The organism is Aeromonas sp. s10 (genome assembly GCF_040907975.1).
Lineage (GTDB): Bacteria > Pseudomonadota > Gammaproteobacteria > Enterobacterales > Aeromonadaceae > Aeromonas > Aeromonas caviae.
Window position 1 is genome coordinate 77,668 of the sequence record NZ_JBFOCV010000030.1, and the last position, 17,939, is coordinate 95,606.

Sequence of the window (17,939 nt, forward strand, 5' to 3'; positions counted from 1 at the left end):
ATCATCCGGACTGGGCATATCGCCGCTTGATCCTTCATTTTGCTACAAAATCTAGCATCAGCGCGGTGGATATGACAAACAGGGTTCAGCGCGCGTCGGCCCCGATCGGCAGGATGCCGAGGAACTGCAGCAGCCACTGCATCATGGTGGCGGAATCCACCTCCCCTTCCAGGGAAGAGAGACTGCTCTGGTAATGTGCATCGGGCAGCCTGTCCCGTCGCCGCTCGATCAGGGCCCGGTTGTACGCCACCGAGAATTCCGGGTGCCCCTGGATGGCGACGATGTGATCCCCCTGCAGGAACATGAAGTTGGGGCAGAAGTCGTTGCCCGCAAGCAGGGTCGCCCCCGGCGGAAGCTGCTCCACCTGATCCTGGTGGCTTGCCAGGATGCGGATGGTGTCCAGCCCCGGCGCCATCCAGGGTTTTGTCGTCTGCATGGCATGGACCGACACCCCCAGACCCCACCCCTTGGTGGACTTCATTACCTCCCCTCCCAGCGCCTGGGCGATCACCTGATGGCCGAAGCAGACCCCTGCCAGCTTGACGTTGGCATCGTGGGCCCGGCGGATCCAGTCGCGCAGCGCCAGGATCCATGGGATGTCACTGTAGGCATCGTGACGCGAGCCGGTGATGAGCCAGGCATCGCATTCGGTCAGATCCGGGGGCAGATCGCCGTCGAGGGCGGACCAGACCCGAAATTCCAGCTCGGGGGCCAACGCCCGGAAACCCTTGATAAACATCTCGGAGTAAACGGGACCAAAATCCCCCACCAAATCGGGGTCCAGCCGGTCACAATCGAGAATACCCAGTCGCATCTGTTACTCCTTGACAGAAGCGCCCCCGCAGACCGGCGGCCTGCGGGGGCAAGAGATTAAAGCCATGGCAGCGAGCCGGCGGCTCACTTCATGGTCGGCATGGAGAACTCGGCGCCGGCGCGCAGGCTCTGGGGCCAGCGGGCGGTCACCGTCTTCATCCGGGTGTAGAAGCGCACCCCATCCGGCCCGTGCATGTTGAGCGGCCCGAAGATGGACCGTTTCCAGCCACCGAAGCTGTGAAACGCCATGGGCACCGGAATGGGAACGTTCACCCCTACCATACCGACCTGAACCCGCGTGGTGAAGTCCCTTGCGGTATCTCCGTCACCGGTGAAGATGGCGGTGCCGTTGCCATACTCGTGTTCGTTGATGAGGCGCAGGGCCGTCTCGTAGTCCGGGGCCCGCACGATGGCGAGCACGGGGCCGAAGATCTCCTCCCGGTAGATGCGCATCTCGGGGCCGACCCGATCGAACAGGCTGCCCCCGATGAAGTAGCCCTCGCCATGGCTCAGGCCCCGGCCATCCACCACCAGCTCGGCCCCCTCGGCCACCCCCTGATCCACGTAGCCGCGCACCTTGGCCAGGTGTTCCCGGCTGATGAGGGGCCCCATCTCGTTCTCCGGACTCTGACCGAGACCGGGGCCGACCCGCAGGGCCGCCACCAGGGGCGAGAGCTTCGCCACCAGGGCATCGGCAGTCTCGTCACCCACCACCACGGCCACCGAGATCGCCATGCAACGCTCGCCCGCCGCGCCATAGGCGGCCCCCATCAGGGCGGAAACCGCCTGATCCAGATTGGCATCCGGCATGACCACCATGTGGTTCTTGGCGCCGCCCAGGGCCTGCACCCGCTTGCCGTGGGCCGAGGCGGTGGCATAGATGTACTGGGCGATGGGGGTGGAGCCGACAAACGACACGGCACCGACCCTCGGGTCGGTCAGCAGCACGTCCACCACCTCCTTGTCGCCGTTGACCACGTTGAGCACCCCGTCCGGCAGGCCCGCCTGCTTGAGCAGTTCGGCCATGCGCAGGGAGAGGGACGGATCCTTCTCCGAGGGCTTGAGAATGAAGGTGTTGCCGCAGGCCAGGGCCACCGGGAACATCCAGAGCGGCACCATGGCAGGGAAGTTGAACGGGGTGATGCCGGCGCATACCCCCACCGGCTGCATCATGGAGTGGCTGTCCACCCCGCGGCCCACGTTGAGGGAGTGCTCCCCCTTGAGCAGATGGGGAATGCCGCAGGCAAACTCCACCACCTCCAGCCCCCGGGTCAGCTCCCCCTGGGCGTCGGAGAAGACCTTGCCGTGCTCACGGCTGATGAGCTGAGCCAGCTCGTCCCTGTGCTGCTCCATCAGCTCCTTGAAGCGAAACAGCACCCGGGCCCGCACCAGCGGCGGGGTCTGGGCCCACTCCCCAAAGGCGCGCTCGGCGCAGGCAATCGCCTCGGCACACTCGTCGGCCGTGCTGAGAACGACGGAGCCCTGCTGCTGGCCGGTGGCCGGATTGAAGATGGCACCGAAACGCTCGCTGCGACTCTCGGTCGTCTCGCCGTCGATGAAGTTGTCGATCCTGTAACTCATAAATCCTCCGTGATGGGTCATCCGTCCTCCCCTCGCCGCGCCGGGGCAGCACAGGGGGATGACGCCCGGGACGAGCGCCATCCTGTGTGATGTGGGGGTCAGTCCTGGGCCTGCAGGGCGTCCTGCAGCAGGGTGAAGAGATCGTCGATCTGGCTGCGCTCGATGATGAGGGGCGGCGACAGGGCGATGATGTCGCCGGTCACCCGGATCAGCGCCCCCTTCTCGAAACAGCGCACGAACACCTCGTAGGCGCGCTTGCCCGGCGCATCGGGTATGGATTCGAGCTCGATGCCCGCCACCAGGCCGTAGTTGCGCACATCCTTCACGTGCTTGCAGCCCTTGAGGGAATGGGCCGCCTCCTCCCAGTAGCCCGCCAGCTCGGCCGCCCGGGTCAGCAGATTTTCGCTCCGGTAGATCTCGAGGGTCGCCAAACCCGCCGCCGCGGCCACAGGGTGGCCGGAGTAGGTGTAGCCGTGGAACAGCTCGATGGCCCCCTTGCCCGCCGCCATCATGTCGTCATAGATATGGTTTTGCACCAGCACGGCCCCCATGGGGATGGCGCCGTTGGTGAGCCCCTTGGCGCAGGTGATCATGTCGGGAATGACGTCGAACTCCTGGGCGGCGAAGGGGGAGCCGAGGCGGCCGAAACCGGTGATCACCTCGTCAAAAATCAGCAGGATGCCGTGTTTGGTACAGATCTCCCGCAGCCGCTTGAGATAGCCCTTGGGGGGCATGATGACCCCGGTGCTGCCAGCGATGGGCTCGACGATGACCGCCGCGATGTTGCTGGCGTCGTGCAGGAAGACAATCTTCTCCAGTTCATCGGCCAGGGTGAGGTCTTCTGCTGGCAATCCCTTGGTGAACGCATTTTTCCCTATATTGAGGGTGTGGGGCAGATGATCCACCCCGGTCAGCAGGGAGCCGAACCACTTGCGGTTGCCGGGAATGCCCCCCACCGAGATGCCGCCAAAACCCACCCCGTGGTAGCCGCGCTCGCGGCCGATGAGTCGGGTACGGGTCCCCTGGCCGCGAGCCCGCTGCCAGGCCAGCGCAATCTTGAGCGCGGTGTCCACGGACTCCGATCCGGAGTTGGTATAAAAGACGTGACCGAATCCCTTGGGGGCGATCTCCACCAGCCGGTTGGCCAGCTCGAACGGCAGGGGATGGCCCATCTGGAAGGTGGGGGCAAAATCGAGGTGGGAGATCTGCTGGGAGACCGCCTCGGCGATCTCGCGCCGACCATGGCCTGCGTTGCAACACCAGAGTCCGGCAGTGCCATCCAGTATCTTGCGGCCATCCTCTGAGTGATAATACATCCCCTCTGCCGACTTCAGGATGCGCGGCGCCGCCTTGAATTGCTGGTTGGCGGTGAACGGCATCCAGAATGCGGACATGTCGGGGGTATTGATGTCGCTGACAGGTTTCATGGTCACCTCATCCTTAAGGCGTTTAGTAACACCCGGCTCATGCCTATTAAATTAAACACCTGAATCCATAAAAAAGGGCTTTTATCGCCCGGCTTGGTGTCACCCCTCAGGGGTGGTATAAGATATTTAACACAATTTTAATAATAGTAAACAGTCAAGGAGTGTCTATCGATGGATATCGGTCACCGCCTCAAGGCGGTTCGCACCAAGGCGGCCCTCTCCCAGCGCGAGCTGGCAAAACGCTCCGGTGTGACCAACGGCTTTATCTCCCAGATCGAGAAAAATCAGGTGAGCCCCTCGGTGGCCTCCCTGCGCAAGGTGCTGGAAGGCATCCCCATGTCATTGGCCAGCTTCTTCACCGACGAGACGGAGATGGATTCCGAGGTGATCTTCCGTGCGGACGACATGCCGGATCTCGGCACCCACCCCATCAGCTACCGTCTGGTGGGTCACAGCCGCGCCAACCGCGCCATCGGCATGATGCAGGAGATACTGCCCCCGGGCGCCGACACCGGTGACGACATGCTGAGTCACGAAGGGGAAGAGTGCGGCATCGTCATCCGGGGTCAGGTGGAAGTCACGGTAGGCGAGCAGGTTCACCTGCTGGCACCGGGGGATGGCTACTACTTCGACAGCCGCACTCCCCACCGTTTTCGCAACGTGGGGGATCAGGAGTGCGTGCTGATCTCGGCCAACACGCCCGCCAGCTTCTGACGGGCCTTCTCCCGGAACAGCCCGCCGGGATCCACCCCTGCCCGACCCGGGGATCAGGCCAGCGACACGGGCTCCCGCCCCGCCGCGCGACCCCCGACACCACAGGCCAGGGCGCCCGGTTTGCCCCGCCGTTGGCCCGGGTTGTTCGGGGTCAGTGTTTAATGAATTGTTACAAGATGGATTTACAAGCGGCAGGATGTTTAGCATATTGATACGCGGAGACTGACTTTCTGCCGGTTCAAGGAGTGAACATGAGTGACCTGACCCTGGCCCAGTGGCAACACAAGGCCGCCCATCTGACCCTGCCCTCGCAAGCCTTTATCGACGGCACCTACCGGGATGCCGTCAACGGCGCCACCTTCGATTGCATCAACCCGGCCAACGGCCAACTGCTGACCAGGGTCGCCTCCTGCGACGCCGCCGATGCCGAGCTGGCGGTCAAGGCGGCCCGTGCCGCCTTCGACGACAAGCGCTGGTGCGGCCTCTCTCCCAAGCAGCGCAAGCTCATCATGCAGCGCTTCGCCGAGCTGATGCGCCTGAACCTAGTGGAGCTGGCACTGCTGGAGTCGCTGGATATGGGCAAGCCCATCGGCGACGCCATGGGGTATGACGCCCCCGCCGCCGCGAACTGCATCGCCTGGAACGCCGAGGCGATAGACAAGATCTACGATCAGGTCGCCCCGGTGGAAGAGTCCGCCCTGGCCCTGGTGACCCGCGAGCCCCTCGGTGTCGTGGCTGCCATCGTGCCCTGGAACTTCCCCCTGGTGATGGCCTGCTGGAAGCTGGGCCCGGCGCTCGCCACCGGCAACTCGGTGATCCTGAAACCCTCCGAGAAGTCCCCCCTCACCGCCCTGCGCATCGCGGGCATTGCCAAGGAAGCGGGCATCCCGGACGGGGTGTTCAACGTGCTGCCGGGCTTCGGCCATACAGTGGGTGAGGCGCTGGCCATGCACATGGACGTGGACTGCATCACCTTCACCGGCTCCACCAAGATCGGCAAGCATCTGGTGCAGTGCTCCGGCAAGTCCAACCTCAAGCGCGCCTTCATGGAGTGCGGCGGCAAGAGTCCCAACATCGTGCTGGCGGATGCGCCGGATCTGGACGCCGCCGCCCGCAGCGCCGTCGGAGCCATCTTCTACAACCAGGGGGAAGTGTGCACCGCCGCCTCCCGCCTGCTGGTGCAAAACAGCATCAAGCCCCAGTTCATGGAGCGGCTGCTGGCCCACGCCCGCGAATGGATCTCGGCCAACCCGCTCGACCCCACCACCCGCATCGGTGCCATGGTGGACCACATCCAGATGGAGCAGGTGCTCAACTACATCGCCATCGGCCAGCAGGAGGGCGCCAAGCTGCTGCTGGGGGGCAAGCGCACCCAGCCCGAGGAGGGCGGCTACTACATCGAACCCACCATCTTTGACGACGTGACCCCGACGATGCGCATCTTCCGCGAGGAGATCTTCGGCCCCGTGCTGGCGGTGACCGGCTTCGACACCCTGGAAGAGGCCATCGCCCTTGGCAACGACACCGACTACGGCCTGGCCGCGGCGATCTGGACGGCGGATCTCAACCAGGCGGTGAAAGGGTCGCGCGCCCTGCGCGCCGGCACCGTCTTCGTCAACAACTGGGATGGCGGCGACATGACCATGCCGTTTGGCGGCTTCAAGCAGTCCGGCAACGGGCGCGACAAGTCCCTGCACGCCCTGGAGAAGTACACCGAGCTGAAAAGCACCTGGATCCAGCTCGAATAACGTCATAAATGACGCTTATCAACAAAACAGGGGGAGAAATCCCCCTTTCTCATTTTTACTCTTTTATCCCCTCGCTCAATCGATATAATCGTCAAATAGCAAGCCATTAAATTTAAAGATAAAAATGCTGTTTTTTCTGGGAAGTGTACTGTTTCTGGTGGTGGGACTGCCGCTGTTGTTCTTCGTGCTGGGTCAGGGGGAAGCCTATGTCACCTGGGGCCCCTGGATCTCCGCCATCGCCCTCATGCTGTGGCTGCTGATGGACGTGGAGAAGATCCGCCGCGGGGGCGGTCGCTGAAGTTGCTCCTGCTGTTAAAATCCCGTCAGACCCATTTATTGTCTTCTTTCCCTGCAAAAGGATCGCTACACTGACTTTTTGCGATGTTTCCCGACATCCGCACTCCAGTGAAGGTTATCCGCATGCAACAACAGATCCAGCGCCAGGGCGTCCTCTATGCCCTCGGCGCCTACACCCTTTGGGGCCTGGCACCCATCTACTTCAAGTCCCTCTCCGCCGTGCCGGCCGCCGAGATCCTGACCCACCGCATGATCTGGTCCTGCGCCCTGCTGATGGTGCTGGTGCTGCTCGGACGCCAGTGGCACAAGGTGCAGGCGGTGCTGCGCCAGCCCAAGGTGCTGCTCACCCTGGCCTTCACCTCCGTCACCGTCGGCGGCAACTGGCTGCTGTTCATCTGGGCCATCAACAACGGCCACATGCTGGATGCGAGCCTGGGCTACTACATCAACCCCCTGTTCAACGTGCTGCTCGGCATGGTGTTTCTGAGCGAGAAGCTGCGCCGCCTGCAGTGGTGGGCGGTGGGGCTCGCCTTTGTCGGTGTCGCCGTCCAGCTCATCGCCTTCGGCTCCCTGCCCTGGATAGCCCTGGTGCTGGCCTCGAGCTTCGCCATCTACGGCCTCATTCGCAAGAAACTGGCCCTGGACGCCCTCACCGGCCTGCTCATCGAGACCCTGATCATGCTGCCGCCAGCCGCCTTCTATCTGTGGGGCATCGCCGACAGCCCCACCAGCCACCTCACCCAGAATGACTGGCACCTGAACCTGCTGCTCATCGCCGCGGGCGCCGTCACCACGGCCCCCCTGCTCTGCTTCACCGCGGCGGCCACCCGGCTAAAGCTCTCCACCCTGGGCTTCTTCCAGTACATAGGCCCCAGCCTGATGTTCATCCTGGCGGTGACCCTGTATGGCGAGGCGCTGGCGCTGGACAAGATGATCACCTTCGGCTGCATCTGGAGCGCCCTGGTGCTGTTCAGCCTGGATGGCCTGCGCAGCGGCAAGCGGCGCCAGGAGGCCGGCTGAGACGCCGGCGCAATAATCTACAAGCCAAGGGGCCGCTTTCGGGGTATCAATAGGGGATGAACGCACCCCAATCCCGCATCCACTACTGGCAATCCCGGCTGCTGCCGGGGGTTGAACTCTCCCACTCCCACCACAGGGAGTTCAGCTATGGCCGCCACGTGCATCTGGACTACCACATCGGTCTGGTGCAGCGGGGCGGCCAGAAGTTCATCCACAAGGGGAACAGCCACAACCTGGTGCGCGGCGAACTCTCCACCGTCAACCCGGACGAGATGCACGACGGCCTCAGCCTGCTGCCGGAAGGGTACGAGGTGCGGGTCTTCTCCATCGCCCCCGAGCAGCTGGCCCGCTGGCTGCCGGAGCACCCCGAGCCCTTTTTCCACCAGGGATTGCAGAGCCGCCCCGACCTCTATCAGGGCTTTGCCCGACTGCACATGCACCTGGACGGCCCCGCCCCCGACGGCCTGCTGGCGGAGAGCCAGTTGCTGGCCCTGCTGGGCGAACTGTTCCGGCTCGCCCCCGAGCGCCACGCCCTGGCGGATCCCCAGCTCAGGTTCCTGCGCGACCATCTGCTGGCCCGGCTGGACGAGCGCCACACCCTGGAGGACCTGGCCGCCCTGTTCGGGCTGGATCGCTTCGCCTTCCTCCGTCAGTTCAAGAAGAAGACCGGCATGACCCCCTATGCCTGGCTCAAGCGGCTGCGCCTCGAACAGGGCAAGCGCCTGCTCGGCAGCGGTCTGCCGGTGAGCGAAGTGGCTCTGGCGGTGGGCTTCTTCGATCAGAGCCACTTCCACCACGGTTTTCGTCAGGCCTTCGGGCTCACCCCGGCGGAGTATCGCCAGCAGATGCTGCCCGCCTGAATCGTCGCCGCTGCAATCTTTTACAATCTCCCGTCCCCCGTCCTGCCCCATGCTGTCACCTCCATACCGCTGTCGGAGGTCTTTTATGTTCACCAGCCTGTTTCTGACCCTGGGTCTCGTCCACCTCGTCGCCCTGGCGAGCCCGGGCCCGGATTTCGCGCTTATCCTGCGCACCAGCCTGCACAGGCCCACCGCCCTCGGAGCGGCCCTTGGCATCGCCCTCGCCATCCTGCTCCACGCCACCCTGAGCCTGACCGGCATCAGCCTGCTGATCGCAAGCCAGCCCTGGCTCTTTCTCGCCGTGAAACTGGTGGGCGCCCTCTATCTGGGCTGGCTGGGCTGGGGGGCACTGAAGGCGGCCTGGCAGGGAAGCGGGGATCTGGCGCTGCGCGCCGGAGGCGAGCGGCCGGGCTGGCGCAAAGGGGTGAAGAGCGGGCTGGCCACCAATCTGCTCAACCCCAAGGCGATGCTGTTCTTCATGGGGCTGCTGGCCGCCATGGTGACGCCCCAGGTGGATGGCCTGACCCGGGGATTGCTGATCCTTGAGCTGTTCCTGCTCTCCCTCGTCTGGTTCAGCGCCCTGGCCTGGAGCCTCTCCACTCCCCGCGCCCAGCACCTGCTCGGCCGCATCCAGCGCCCGCTCAACCTGATGACGGGCCTGCTGTTTGGCGCGGTCAGCCTCTCCATCCTGGTGGATCTGCAAGGGCACTGGCCAGCGGCCTGACCGGCACGTCCTTGTTGGCGGCAAGCAGGGAGGGGCCTTGACGGACGGCGCGACTACTCCCCGCGCCGCATCCCCTTGCGCAGGTAGACGTAACCCTCCCCCGGGCTGCCCCAGCGCTGATGGGCGCCGTTGTCATAGGCCCTGTCCAGCAGCCGGACACTGTCCGGGCCGATCCAGAGGTACTGCACCAGGGTGGTGGCACCGCCAAAATCGGTGGCGCAGTGCCCGACCCGGGTCTGTCCTTTGTACTCCCCGCCCGGCTGGCGGGTCAGCCAGATCTCGCACCCTTCGCGCAGGGAGAGTTGCTGCGGGGTGAGGGAATCGAGCAGCTCGGGCCGACGCCAGGCGCCGGCAAAATCCGTGGCCCTCGGCATGGTCAGTTCGGCCATCAGGATGCGGCCATCGGGCAGGGAGGAGAAGCGGTAGATGCGCTGGCGAAACGGTCGCTGCGCCCGCTCGGTCAGAAACTGCTCCGCATAGACCCAGCGGAAGGGGCCCTCCCCGGGCCAGATCTCCACCAGCCGCAGCTCGGCACTGGTGAAGCGGGCATCGAAGGTGGCCTGCTCCTGGCTGGAAAACTCCCCCGAGAACCAGGAGAGCAGGGGCTCCAGCCTCCCCTGCGTGGCATGGGGGCCGGGGGCCGTCACGAAGGGGACGGGCGCCGCCCAGATCAGGCTGGCGTAAAACAGCCCCAGCAGGGCCGCCATCAGCTGTGTCATCGAATCCTTCCGAGTCGCTTGCATGGCGGCGATTATATGAGCGAACGGTGACAATAACCTCTATCTTGATCAACTCCTTGAAGAGAAAACGAAAAATCCTCTCTGCAGGCGAAAGGAGGCGACGCACCCCCGCAGGCCACGGGGATGACGGCTATCCTTGCTGCGACCCGTCCCTGTTGCCACCAAGAGGAGTCCCCCATGAACACAGTCACCCTGCATCGCGTGCTCAAGGCCCCGCCACAGCGGGTATACCAGGCCTTTATCGAGCCGGACGCCCTGGCCAAATGGCTGCCCCCCCATGGCTTCACCTGCAAGGTGGCGGCGCTGGATGCCAGGGTCGGCGGCCAGTTCAGGATGTCGTTCACCCACTTCGCCAGCGGCCACACCCACGCCTTCGGCGGCGAGTATCTCGTGCTGGAGCCGGGCAAGCGCATCCGCTACACCGACCGCTTCGACGACCCCAACCTGCCGGGGGAGATGCAGGTCACCATCACCCTCACCCAGGTGCTGTGCGGCACCGATCTCGCCATCGAACAGGCGGGTATTCCGGCGGTCATCCCGGTGGAGATGTGCTACCTCGGCTGGCAGGAGTCCCTGATGCAGCTCGCCACCCTGGTGGAGCCCGAGATCCCCGCCGAGTGACCCGACACGGGGGCTCCCCCGGTGGCCCCCGCACAGATACCCCTTGTGAGAGAGGGGCCTGATCAGGTATCTCTGTGGGCAGGGCGGGCTGCGTCCTTGCAGCGACCATCCACCGCCAGGAGCCCCCATGAAACGAGTCTTGATGATGACCATGGCCGCCGCCCTGCTGGGCGGGTGCGCCGTGAAGAACCAGGTCACCCACAGCCTGCAGGCGATCCCGCTCACCGCCTTCCAGCAGAGCGAGAGCAACCCCAACCAGCGCATCTACAAGGAACCCGGCGTGGATCTGCGCCAGTACCATCAGGTGCTGCTCGACCCCTTGCAGTTCATCCGCCAGGAGAACGGCCAGTGGTATCTGCTGACCGCCAACGAGCAGAACGAGATCGGCCGCTACTACCACGCCACCTTCCAGCGGGAGCTGATGAGCCAGGGCGTCAAGATGGCTACCGAACCCGGTCCCGGCGTGATGCGGGTGCAGGCGGCCATCACCAACTTCGACCTGACCCGGCCCGACCCCAAGCTGCGGGATCTGCTGCCCGCCAAGATCGCCATCAACGTCACCCGCGAGGTGATAGGCAAGGAGCCCTATCTGCTCAAGGTGGGCAGCATGGCCCAGTTGCTCGACGCCCAGAGCGGCAAGCTGCTGGTGCGGGTGATGGACGCCCGCGAGAGCCCGGACACCACCCACAAGGATTCCCCCATCACCGCCCTGGAGATGGAGAAGATGATCGATCAGTGGGCCGCAAGTCGCGCCAAACAACTGGCCGACAACCTGGGGCGCTGAGCCGGGCCGAAAACGACAAAGCCTGCCAGGGGGCAGGCTTTGTCGTCGCTGAAGCACGGCTTATTGCAGGTTCAGACCGCCCAGGTAATCCCGCTTGCCCAGATCCACCCCGGCCTGGCGCAGCAGGGCATAGGTCATGGTGAGGTGGAAGTAGAAGTTCGGGATGCCGTACTCGTGAACGCAGCTGTGGCCGTCCATCCCCTTGCCACCGGCCCAGTAGGGATAGTAGTGACCGCTCGCATACTGGCTGAAATCGGCGTCCAGCTTGCCTTGCAGATAGGCGATGGTCTTGGCCACGTGGGCGCGCAGATCCGCCATGGTCTTGGGATCATCCCCCAGCACCGGCGGCTCGCTCAGGCTGGCGGTGGCCACCACGGCGCGGGCGCTGTCACAGCAGATCAGCACCTGCTTGCTCAGGGGCAGCATATCGACGATGAGGCGCTCATTGAAGAAGTTGTCCACGTTGAATTTCTTCGCCTCGGCGTGGGCCTCGGCCTTGGCCAGACACTGGTCCAGGTTGGTCAGCATCTTGATGAACTGGGCTGCGATATCACGATTCATAATGCACTCTCGGTTGGTTGAAGGCAGTAAAACGAGCGGCTCCACTATAGCGCATCCCCCTTGCAGTTCGAGCCCGAGGGGATGAAAAGCGAGGGCGTCCTCCGTGCCCTGCGACAGGCGGTGGCGATCACCGGCGGGCAGCGAGACCAGAACGCCGCGCCCCGTCGCCGCACCGAGTCCCTCTTTCCCCTTTTTTTGATCTGTGACAGGCATCTCGTTTTTCGAGGGGCGTAGTCTGGAGCCCGTTGCCCCGGCACGGGCCGGGGCACCCATCCCACAAGGAGAATGCCATGAAGATCTACGATCGAAACCGCAATGTGCTGACCCTGGGCCAACGGGTGATGATTGCCGCCACTGGCGCAGTCGACACCCTCAAGGAGGCGCACACCGACAACCTGACCCCCTATGAGGCGGAACATGAGAAGTGCGTGCTGCTGACGAACAGCCAGGAGCGCTACGCCCCCATCGAGTTGATTAGACTAGGCTGATCCCGTTTCCCGTCACCCTACTCTTTACAATTCACCCGGCCGCACGTCCGTCGCTGGCCGGGTTTCTCTCTCCGCTATCGACTCCTTCTCCGAGCCGCTGCCACCTTATAAGGGCGAGGCGATGCAGCTGGCCGGGATCCAGCCTGATTGCCCCGCTTCGTTGTGAACCCAGAGCCAGCCTGCCAGCTCCCGCTCCACCCGTACCCGCTCCCCCGCCGCCACGTCCAGCTCGCGGGCGGTATAGTCCTGGCGCGCCTGCGCCTCCCCGGCGCTTATCGGGGTCAGCAGGGACAGGGGCGCCCACCCCTCGTTGCCGTCTGCGGTAAAGGTGCGTACCCAGCCCGGAAACTCGTCGTCCTCGTGGCCGATGCGCACCCGCTCCCCGGCCAGAAAGGCGATGGGATTGGGGTAACAGGTGTGGTGCGCCCTGGTGATCAACGCCAGCATTGTCTCTTCCTCCGACAGGTTCTGTTTGGTGACGCCCCGAGTCATACCACAACCCGGACCCCGTTGCGTCAACCGGGCTCACACCCTCTGGCAGAGGGCGATCTCCCCCGGGGCGGGCCGACGACCCTGATCCCCACGATTCATTACTGCCAGTGAATTTTCATATCATCCGAGTGTCATTTCAGTGAACACATCGCCGCCCTAGACTGCTTCTCGAACCTTAACGAGGAGTCTTGTATGAAACTCACCCCTATCCCGCTGCTGGCCGGCACCCTCGCCTCGGCCTTCTCTTTCAACACCTTCGCCGGTGACATCGTCTCGGTGCAGTTCAGCGATGGCCGCCCCGCCGTGACCGGGGTCGAAGCGGTCAACAACGCGCTCAACCCCATCGGCGTCAACGTGGTCACTGTCGACATTCCCGAGGCCGCCAGGCCCCTGCTTGAAGCCTCCCACCGCCGCGCCCTGACCAAAGCGGAGCACGGCGCCCTGATCTCGGCCTTCAACCTGAGTCAGGGAGAACTGCTGGAGCAGGCCAGGCTCGCAGGGCGCGCGCCTGCGGTGCAAGGGGGCGGCGTCGCCACCGAAGAGACCGGCGTCGGCCCCTACCCCAAGGTCTATGACCTGATGGCGCTGGACGAGCGTACCCGCAGCGCCGTGCTCGGCAAATATGGCCGCATGCACGTCAACTCCGCCGAAGACGGCACCGACATCGACGAGGTGATGACGGTGGTCAGCGGCGGCCCGTTCCGCTGGGGCTTTACCCTCAAAGACGGCAGTATCGCCCGCTTCCAGATAGACAAGGTGGGCCTTGAGGACAAGGCCGTGCGGATCAGCTATCACGGGCTCGGCATGCACGCCGGGTTGATGGACGCAAAACAGGGGCTGCTGGTGGCCTTCGCCCACGGACCCAGAGCGTTCACCATGCGCTACCAGGCGGATGTGCCCCACGCCCAGTTGCTCGGCACCAACCCCTGGGCCGATGTCGGCATCACCCTGCCCCCCGCCCCCGGCAAGGTGCAGTAAGCCGGTGCGTGCCATCTGGCGGCGGGGCCCGGGCCCTGCCGCCTGCTTTTATGCCTGCCGTCACGGGCCGGGTCGCCTCTCTTTCGTCTGCGTCTCTGCCGGGCCCGCCACGCCCCGGAGGGCCATGATCCGGGCCGGTCTGCCACGGGCAACTCTCTGTCTGTCGGGGGATGGGGGGTGGACACCCCGGGGATCCGCACTATTGTGATAAAAGTGCGCAATGATGGCGCCATCATTTACCAGTAGTGAATTAACGGGGGCAGGATGAACAAGATCACGGCGCTGAACGTCTTTCGCCGGGTGGTGGAAATGGGCACCTTCAAGGCGGCGGCGGACGACCTGCGCCTCTCCCAGGCGGCGGTCAGCAAGAACATCAACGAGCTGGAAGCCTTTCTGGGCATTGCGCTGATCAACCGCACCACAAGGCGGCTGAGCGTCACCGAATCGGGCATGGCCTATTACGGCCAGATATGCGCCGTGCTGGACAGCCTGGAGGCCGCCGACCAGTCCATCATGGCCGCCTCCTTCACCCCCAGGGGCAGGCTGAGGATCGGCATGCCCATGTCCTACGGGCTGATCCGCCTCAACCCCCTCGTCTGCGAATTCCAGCGCCGCTACCCGGAAATCGGCATCGAGGTGATCCTGAGCGACGCCTACATGGATCTGGTGGATCAGGGGCTGGACGTGGTGATCCGGGGGGCTGGCACCCTGGAGGACTCCACCCTGCGCGCCAAACCCCTGTGCGAGGTGCAGCGGGTGCTCTGCGCCGCCCCCGATTACCTGAAGGAGGCGGGCCAGCCCGCCCACCCGGCGGATCTCAAGGCCCACAACTGCCTGCGCTACAGCCTCTCCTCCTCCCCCAACAAGTGGTTCTTCATCCGGGACGCGGAGAGCGTGGCGGTGGAGCTGCCCCCCGCCAGCTTCTGCGCCAACAACGGCATCGCCCTGAAACAGGCGGCGGTGCAGGGGCTCGGGGTGATCCTGGTACCGGATGAATTCGTGTCGAACGACCTGTCGGACGGCACCCTGGTCAGACTGCTCCCCAACTGGCAACCCGACCCCCACGCCCTGTTCGCCGTCTACCCCTTCCACAAGGAGCAGTCCCGCAACGTGCGGCTCTTTATCGAATTTCTCGTCAAGGCGTTTCAGTTGCGGTGAGTCAGACAGGCGGGAGCCTGGGGTTTGTGCCTCTCGGCCACGATACCTGTATGCAGCGTGTAGGTTCGATTAGCGAAGCGTAATCGGACGATCGCGTCATCGGACAATCGAACGATCGCGTCACCGGTACATCCCATCATCTGACAACCGCGCGATGGGGCCCACGAGCGGCTCGCCGGGCGGCAAGGCTATGCTTGGCTTTTCGGCCGAGGCGAGAGGAATGTATGGCCAACTGGCGGCGGGCATGGTGGCCCGGCGGAACCTGGTTCTTTACCGTCAACCTGCTGGAGCGGCGCAACAACCGGTTGCTGGTGGAGCAGATCGACCTGCTGCGCCATAGCGTTGCCAAGGTGCAACAGGCTCACCCCTTCGCCATTCATGCATGGGTAGTGTTGCCCGACCATCTCCACTGCATCCTCTCTTTACCGCAGGGGGACACCGATTTCCCCCTGCGGTGGCGGTTGATCAAAAGCCACTTTTCCCGCGCCTTGCCGGTGACCGAGCGGCGTAGCCAGACCCGGTTGCGCCACGGGGAGCGGGGCATCTGGCAACGCCATTATTGGGAACACCTGATCCGGGATGAGCAGGATTACCGCCACCATATGGATTATGTCCATATCAACCCCCTCAAACATGGTCATGTCACGCGGGTGGCCGATTGGCCGTATTCCACCTTCCATCGTTACGTGGCGAGTGGCGTCTATCCGCCGGATTGGTGCGGGTCGGTGGATGGGGTGTTGGGAGGATTGGAGTAAACCCCTAAAAGGGTTGTTCCGTTGTAAACGTCTGATTACGCGATCGTCCGATTACGCTTCGCTAATCGAACCTACGGTCTTGTGCAGAAGATGAATATTCGGACACCATTATTTTACCTATAACCAACCTAGCTAGCTACTCTTTGCGCATAAAGATAGGTGTCCGAGATTTATATATTACTTTAAGTCACCAGTAATGACCTTAATTATATCATCTAATGGTGAGACTCGCGTTCTCGCTTTTAATAACGTGTCTTTGTTAAAAAGAGCAGCATAACTTGTTTTTTCTGTTGGACTACCGTTTAGCTTTGGATGTAGTAATGCTTTACATGTCTGATTATTACATGGTGTCGGTCTTTGTATTTCAAGTATGTCAATCAACATTGCTTCAATACAAGGATCAACACCAATAAGGATTATTTTTTTCTTTCTTGCTGTGCTAACCTTAGTTTTAGGCCATGGTAAATCAAGGTCTAGTAGTGCTGCTACACGGTCACAACCAGAAGAGTTTAATGTCCCGATTGCATCACCTATTACATTACTTGGACCTTTCCCACCAGCGCTTTTTACCTTTACACTTGGGTTACCTGTAGAGAATAATGACCTCAGATAACTAATAAAGGCCTCTTCTGTTTCTCCTTCCCCAACAAAAACAAGAGTTTCTTTTAATTTTCTTGTGAATTTTGTTCGTGCCATAAAGTCTGTTCCAGTTACTTTAGTCAAAGTTGGGTACTGCACCAAGAGAACCAGAGACATACTTTGCGTACAAATTGTCCCTTGCTAACAAGCCTTCTACATCATCCGCTCTGTAAGCACTTGAAATTCCATTTCTTTTTTCTACTAGGTAACAATGCTGCATTCTCAAACTCTTCAATACTTCGGGAGAATGAGTATTGAACAAAAGTTGAGCATTCATGTGGTTCTTGGACTGACTCTTAAATAAGTTTATAATTTCTACCGTGAGGTGTGGGTGAAGATCATTGTCAAATTCATCTAGAATAGCTACACCACCCGTTGTGAGCGTCTCCATTATAAATGCAAGAATACAAAAAGCACTCTTCGTACCACTAGACTCCATGAATATTGGGATTTTAAAAGAACCTTTTTCACACTCATGAGTAAACATGGGTATAGTTGCATTCTCTTCTTGACCCGTTTCTGAGTTCATTAGAAGACGTTCTTCAAGCGTTATATCTTCAATTCCAAGATCATATTTAATCAGTAAATCTTTGATCTTTTTAAAATCGTCTGGATTGTTTTTATAAAACTCTATGGATTGGTCAAGGTTATCTGAAATATTTTTTTTACCAATAGCCTGGATGTTACTGCGGTTAGTTCTGAAATAATAAATCGGAAGCAATAGAACAGAGTTCTCCACATCATCTTTTTCTTCTTCCGACAAAAGATTATCAATGAATGAAAATATAGAGCAATTTCTTGGGGCTTTTTCTAGAATACGCTCATCCAAAGATGAACCATATTTTTTGCTCTTAGAAACTTTGTATTTGAATTTTTTGTTGTCAATAAGCTTTCTAGAAATAACGTTTGAATACAAACGTGATGTTTTAAGCTTCAACGACTCTTCAACTATATATTCAGAGTTGAGTTCGATATAATATTTATATTCTACTTCATCATTATGCTCTTTCGTCCTAGGAAGAACAAAAGAGAGTTCAATTACCGTATTGTTTTTTGATGTCTTCGCATGTGGAAGTATAAATATTCCCTCCCTCTGATCAGCGAAGCCAAAAGAATCGGGGATAAACCAAGATAAAAATGATAGTGGCTTGAGAAGGTTTGACTTACCAGCACCATTTGCACCCATGACAGCCATTACCTTGGCAATCTTGGAGCCATCTAGTAGTTCATAGTCATAGTATGAATGGGGAGCTCTTTTATTGACTGAAAAGTCAACTTCACATTCATTCAGGTAGGATTGAAAATTAATAAACTTATACTTTTTAATCATACTAGGCGCCTCTAGACATAAAATCGTCTTAGTTGCTCTAATGTATGATACAAAGTCAGCGCTGTCGATAGACAGCCTAATCTCGTCAGCTGAAGTAACGCTGGGACAGGTAGGCGCCACCTGACGTCCTTCATTGATCCACATAAGTTGCACGAGATGTAGCTACTGATATAGAAGTCTTCCGACCAACAAAACTGGGCAGGTTGAGA

General features: G+C 61.0%; 20 protein-coding genes. 12 read left to right on the forward strand and 8 right to left on the reverse strand.

What is annotated here, in order from left to right; all coding sequences use genetic code 11:
* Positions 1-85 precede the first annotated feature (85 nt).
* The 3 genes from AB5Y59_RS08640 to AB5Y59_RS08650 form a co-directional block, all read right to left on the reverse strand.
* Complete coding sequence (locus AB5Y59_RS08640; protein WP_010672496.1) at positions 86-814, reverse strand: glutamine amidotransferase; 729 nt, start codon at positions 812-814, stop codon at positions 86-88.
* A gap of 83 nt (positions 815-897) precedes the next feature.
* Entirely contained in the window at positions 898-2,394 is a 1,497-nt protein-coding gene (locus AB5Y59_RS08645) for a CoA-acylating methylmalonate-semialdehyde dehydrogenase (protein WP_053288836.1), read from the reverse strand.
* A gap of 98 nt (positions 2,395-2,492) precedes the next feature.
* Positions 2,493-3,821, reverse strand: a complete 1,329-nt coding sequence (locus AB5Y59_RS08650; RefSeq protein WP_202016935.1) for an aspartate aminotransferase family protein — start codon at positions 3,819-3,821, stop codon at positions 2,493-2,495.
* Positions 3,822-3,992: 171 nt separating this feature from the next.
* Between AB5Y59_RS08650 and AB5Y59_RS08655 the strand changes: the two genes are divergently transcribed.
* The 6 genes from AB5Y59_RS08655 (at position 3,993) to AB5Y59_RS08680 (ending at position 9,184) form a co-directional block, all read left to right on the forward strand.
* Positions 3,993-4,535 carry a cupin domain-containing protein gene (locus AB5Y59_RS08655; protein WP_010672493.1) on the forward strand — a complete coding sequence of 181 codons (543 nt, stop codon included), beginning with the start codon at positions 3,993-3,995 and terminating at the stop codon, positions 4,533-4,535.
* Between the two features lie 251 nt (positions 4,536-4,786).
* Complete coding sequence (locus AB5Y59_RS08660; RefSeq protein WP_160837018.1) at positions 4,787-6,283, forward strand: aldehyde dehydrogenase; 1,497 nt, start codon at positions 4,787-4,789, stop codon at positions 6,281-6,283.
* A gap of 124 nt (positions 6,284-6,407) precedes the next feature.
* Positions 6,408-6,581: a hypothetical protein gene (locus tag AB5Y59_RS08665; RefSeq protein ID WP_010672491.1), complete on the forward strand. Its 174-nt coding sequence runs from the start codon at positions 6,408-6,410 to the stop codon at positions 6,579-6,581.
* Positions 6,582-6,703: 122 nt separating this feature from the next.
* A complete protein-coding gene (rarD, locus tag AB5Y59_RS08670) occupies positions 6,704-7,600 on the forward strand; it encodes an EamA family transporter RarD (RefSeq protein WP_010672490.1) in 897 nt (298 codons plus the stop codon).
* A gap of 56 nt (positions 7,601-7,656) precedes the next feature.
* Positions 7,657-8,460, forward strand: coding sequence for an AraC family transcriptional regulator (locus AB5Y59_RS08675; protein ID WP_010672489.1), 804 nt, complete (start codon positions 7,657-7,659; stop codon positions 8,458-8,460).
* 85 nt (positions 8,461-8,545) lie between these two features.
* Positions 8,546-9,184 (forward strand): LysE family translocator, encoded by a 639-nt coding sequence (locus AB5Y59_RS08680; RefSeq protein ID WP_010672488.1) that lies wholly within the window; start codon positions 8,546-8,548, stop codon positions 9,182-9,184.
* 53 nt (positions 9,185-9,237) lie between these two features.
* Here AB5Y59_RS08680 and AB5Y59_RS08685 read toward each other — a convergent pair whose 3' ends face one another.
* On the reverse strand, positions 9,238-9,903 hold the full coding sequence (locus AB5Y59_RS08685) for a chromophore lyase CpcT/CpeT (protein ID WP_041212148.1): 666 nt from the start codon (positions 9,901-9,903) through the stop codon (positions 9,238-9,240).
* A 198-nt stretch (positions 9,904-10,101) separates the two neighbouring features.
* Between AB5Y59_RS08685 and AB5Y59_RS08690 the strand changes: the two genes are divergently transcribed.
* Entirely contained in the window at positions 10,102-10,545 is a 444-nt protein-coding gene (locus tag AB5Y59_RS08690; protein WP_053288839.1) for an SRPBCC family protein, read from the forward strand.
* A gap of 127 nt (positions 10,546-10,672) precedes the next feature.
* Positions 10,673-11,329 (forward strand): DUF3313 domain-containing protein, encoded by a 657-nt coding sequence (locus AB5Y59_RS08695; RefSeq protein ID WP_128273239.1) that lies wholly within the window; start codon positions 10,673-10,675, stop codon positions 11,327-11,329.
* Positions 11,330-11,389: 60 nt separating this feature from the next.
* Here AB5Y59_RS08695 and AB5Y59_RS08700 read toward each other — a convergent pair whose 3' ends face one another.
* Positions 11,390-11,890: a DUF1993 domain-containing protein gene (locus AB5Y59_RS08700; protein WP_041212145.1), complete on the reverse strand. Its 501-nt coding sequence runs from the start codon at positions 11,888-11,890 to the stop codon at positions 11,390-11,392.
* A gap of 290 nt (positions 11,891-12,180) precedes the next feature.
* On the opposite strand from AB5Y59_RS08700, the gene ydfZ reads away from it, so the two are divergent.
* Positions 12,181-12,378 carry a putative selenium delivery protein YdfZ gene (gene ydfZ / locus AB5Y59_RS08705; RefSeq protein ID WP_010672483.1) on the forward strand — a complete coding sequence of 66 codons (198 nt, stop codon included), beginning with the start codon at positions 12,181-12,183 and terminating at the stop codon, positions 12,376-12,378.
* A gap of 105 nt (positions 12,379-12,483) precedes the next feature.
* Here ydfZ and AB5Y59_RS08710 read toward each other — a convergent pair whose 3' ends face one another.
* A complete protein-coding gene (locus AB5Y59_RS08710; protein ID WP_257707020.1) occupies positions 12,484-12,825 on the reverse strand; it encodes an SH3 domain-containing protein in 342 nt (113 codons plus the stop codon).
* Between the two features lie 237 nt (positions 12,826-13,062).
* On the opposite strand from AB5Y59_RS08710, the gene AB5Y59_RS08715 reads away from it, so the two are divergent.
* From AB5Y59_RS08715 to AB5Y59_RS08725, 3 genes are all read left to right on the forward strand, one after another.
* Entirely contained in the window at positions 13,063-13,848 is a 786-nt protein-coding gene (locus AB5Y59_RS08715; protein WP_049636726.1) for a hypothetical protein, read from the forward strand.
* A gap of 264 nt (positions 13,849-14,112) precedes the next feature.
* Complete coding sequence (locus AB5Y59_RS08720) at positions 14,113-15,006, forward strand: LysR family transcriptional regulator (RefSeq protein ID WP_368211821.1); 894 nt, start codon at positions 14,113-14,115, stop codon at positions 15,004-15,006.
* 224 nt (positions 15,007-15,230) lie between these two features.
* On the forward strand, positions 15,231-15,761 hold the full coding sequence (locus AB5Y59_RS08725; protein ID WP_049636728.1) for a transposase: 531 nt from the start codon (positions 15,231-15,233) through the stop codon (positions 15,759-15,761).
* Between the two features lie 177 nt (positions 15,762-15,938).
* On the opposite strand, the gene AB5Y59_RS08730 is transcribed toward AB5Y59_RS08725, so the two are convergent.
* Together AB5Y59_RS08730 and AB5Y59_RS08735 are read right to left on the reverse strand one after the other, a co-directional pair.
* Complete coding sequence (locus tag AB5Y59_RS08730; protein ID WP_368199011.1) at positions 15,939-16,457, reverse strand: hypothetical protein; 519 nt, start codon at positions 16,455-16,457, stop codon at positions 15,939-15,941.
* Between the two features lie 19 nt (positions 16,458-16,476).
* The gene (locus AB5Y59_RS08735) at positions 16,477-17,874 is read right to left on the reverse strand and encodes an ATP/GTP-binding protein (protein WP_368211822.1); all 1,398 of its coding nucleotides are present in this window, start codon (positions 17,872-17,874) and stop codon (positions 16,477-16,479) included.
* Positions 17,875-17,939: the final 65 nt, after the last annotated feature.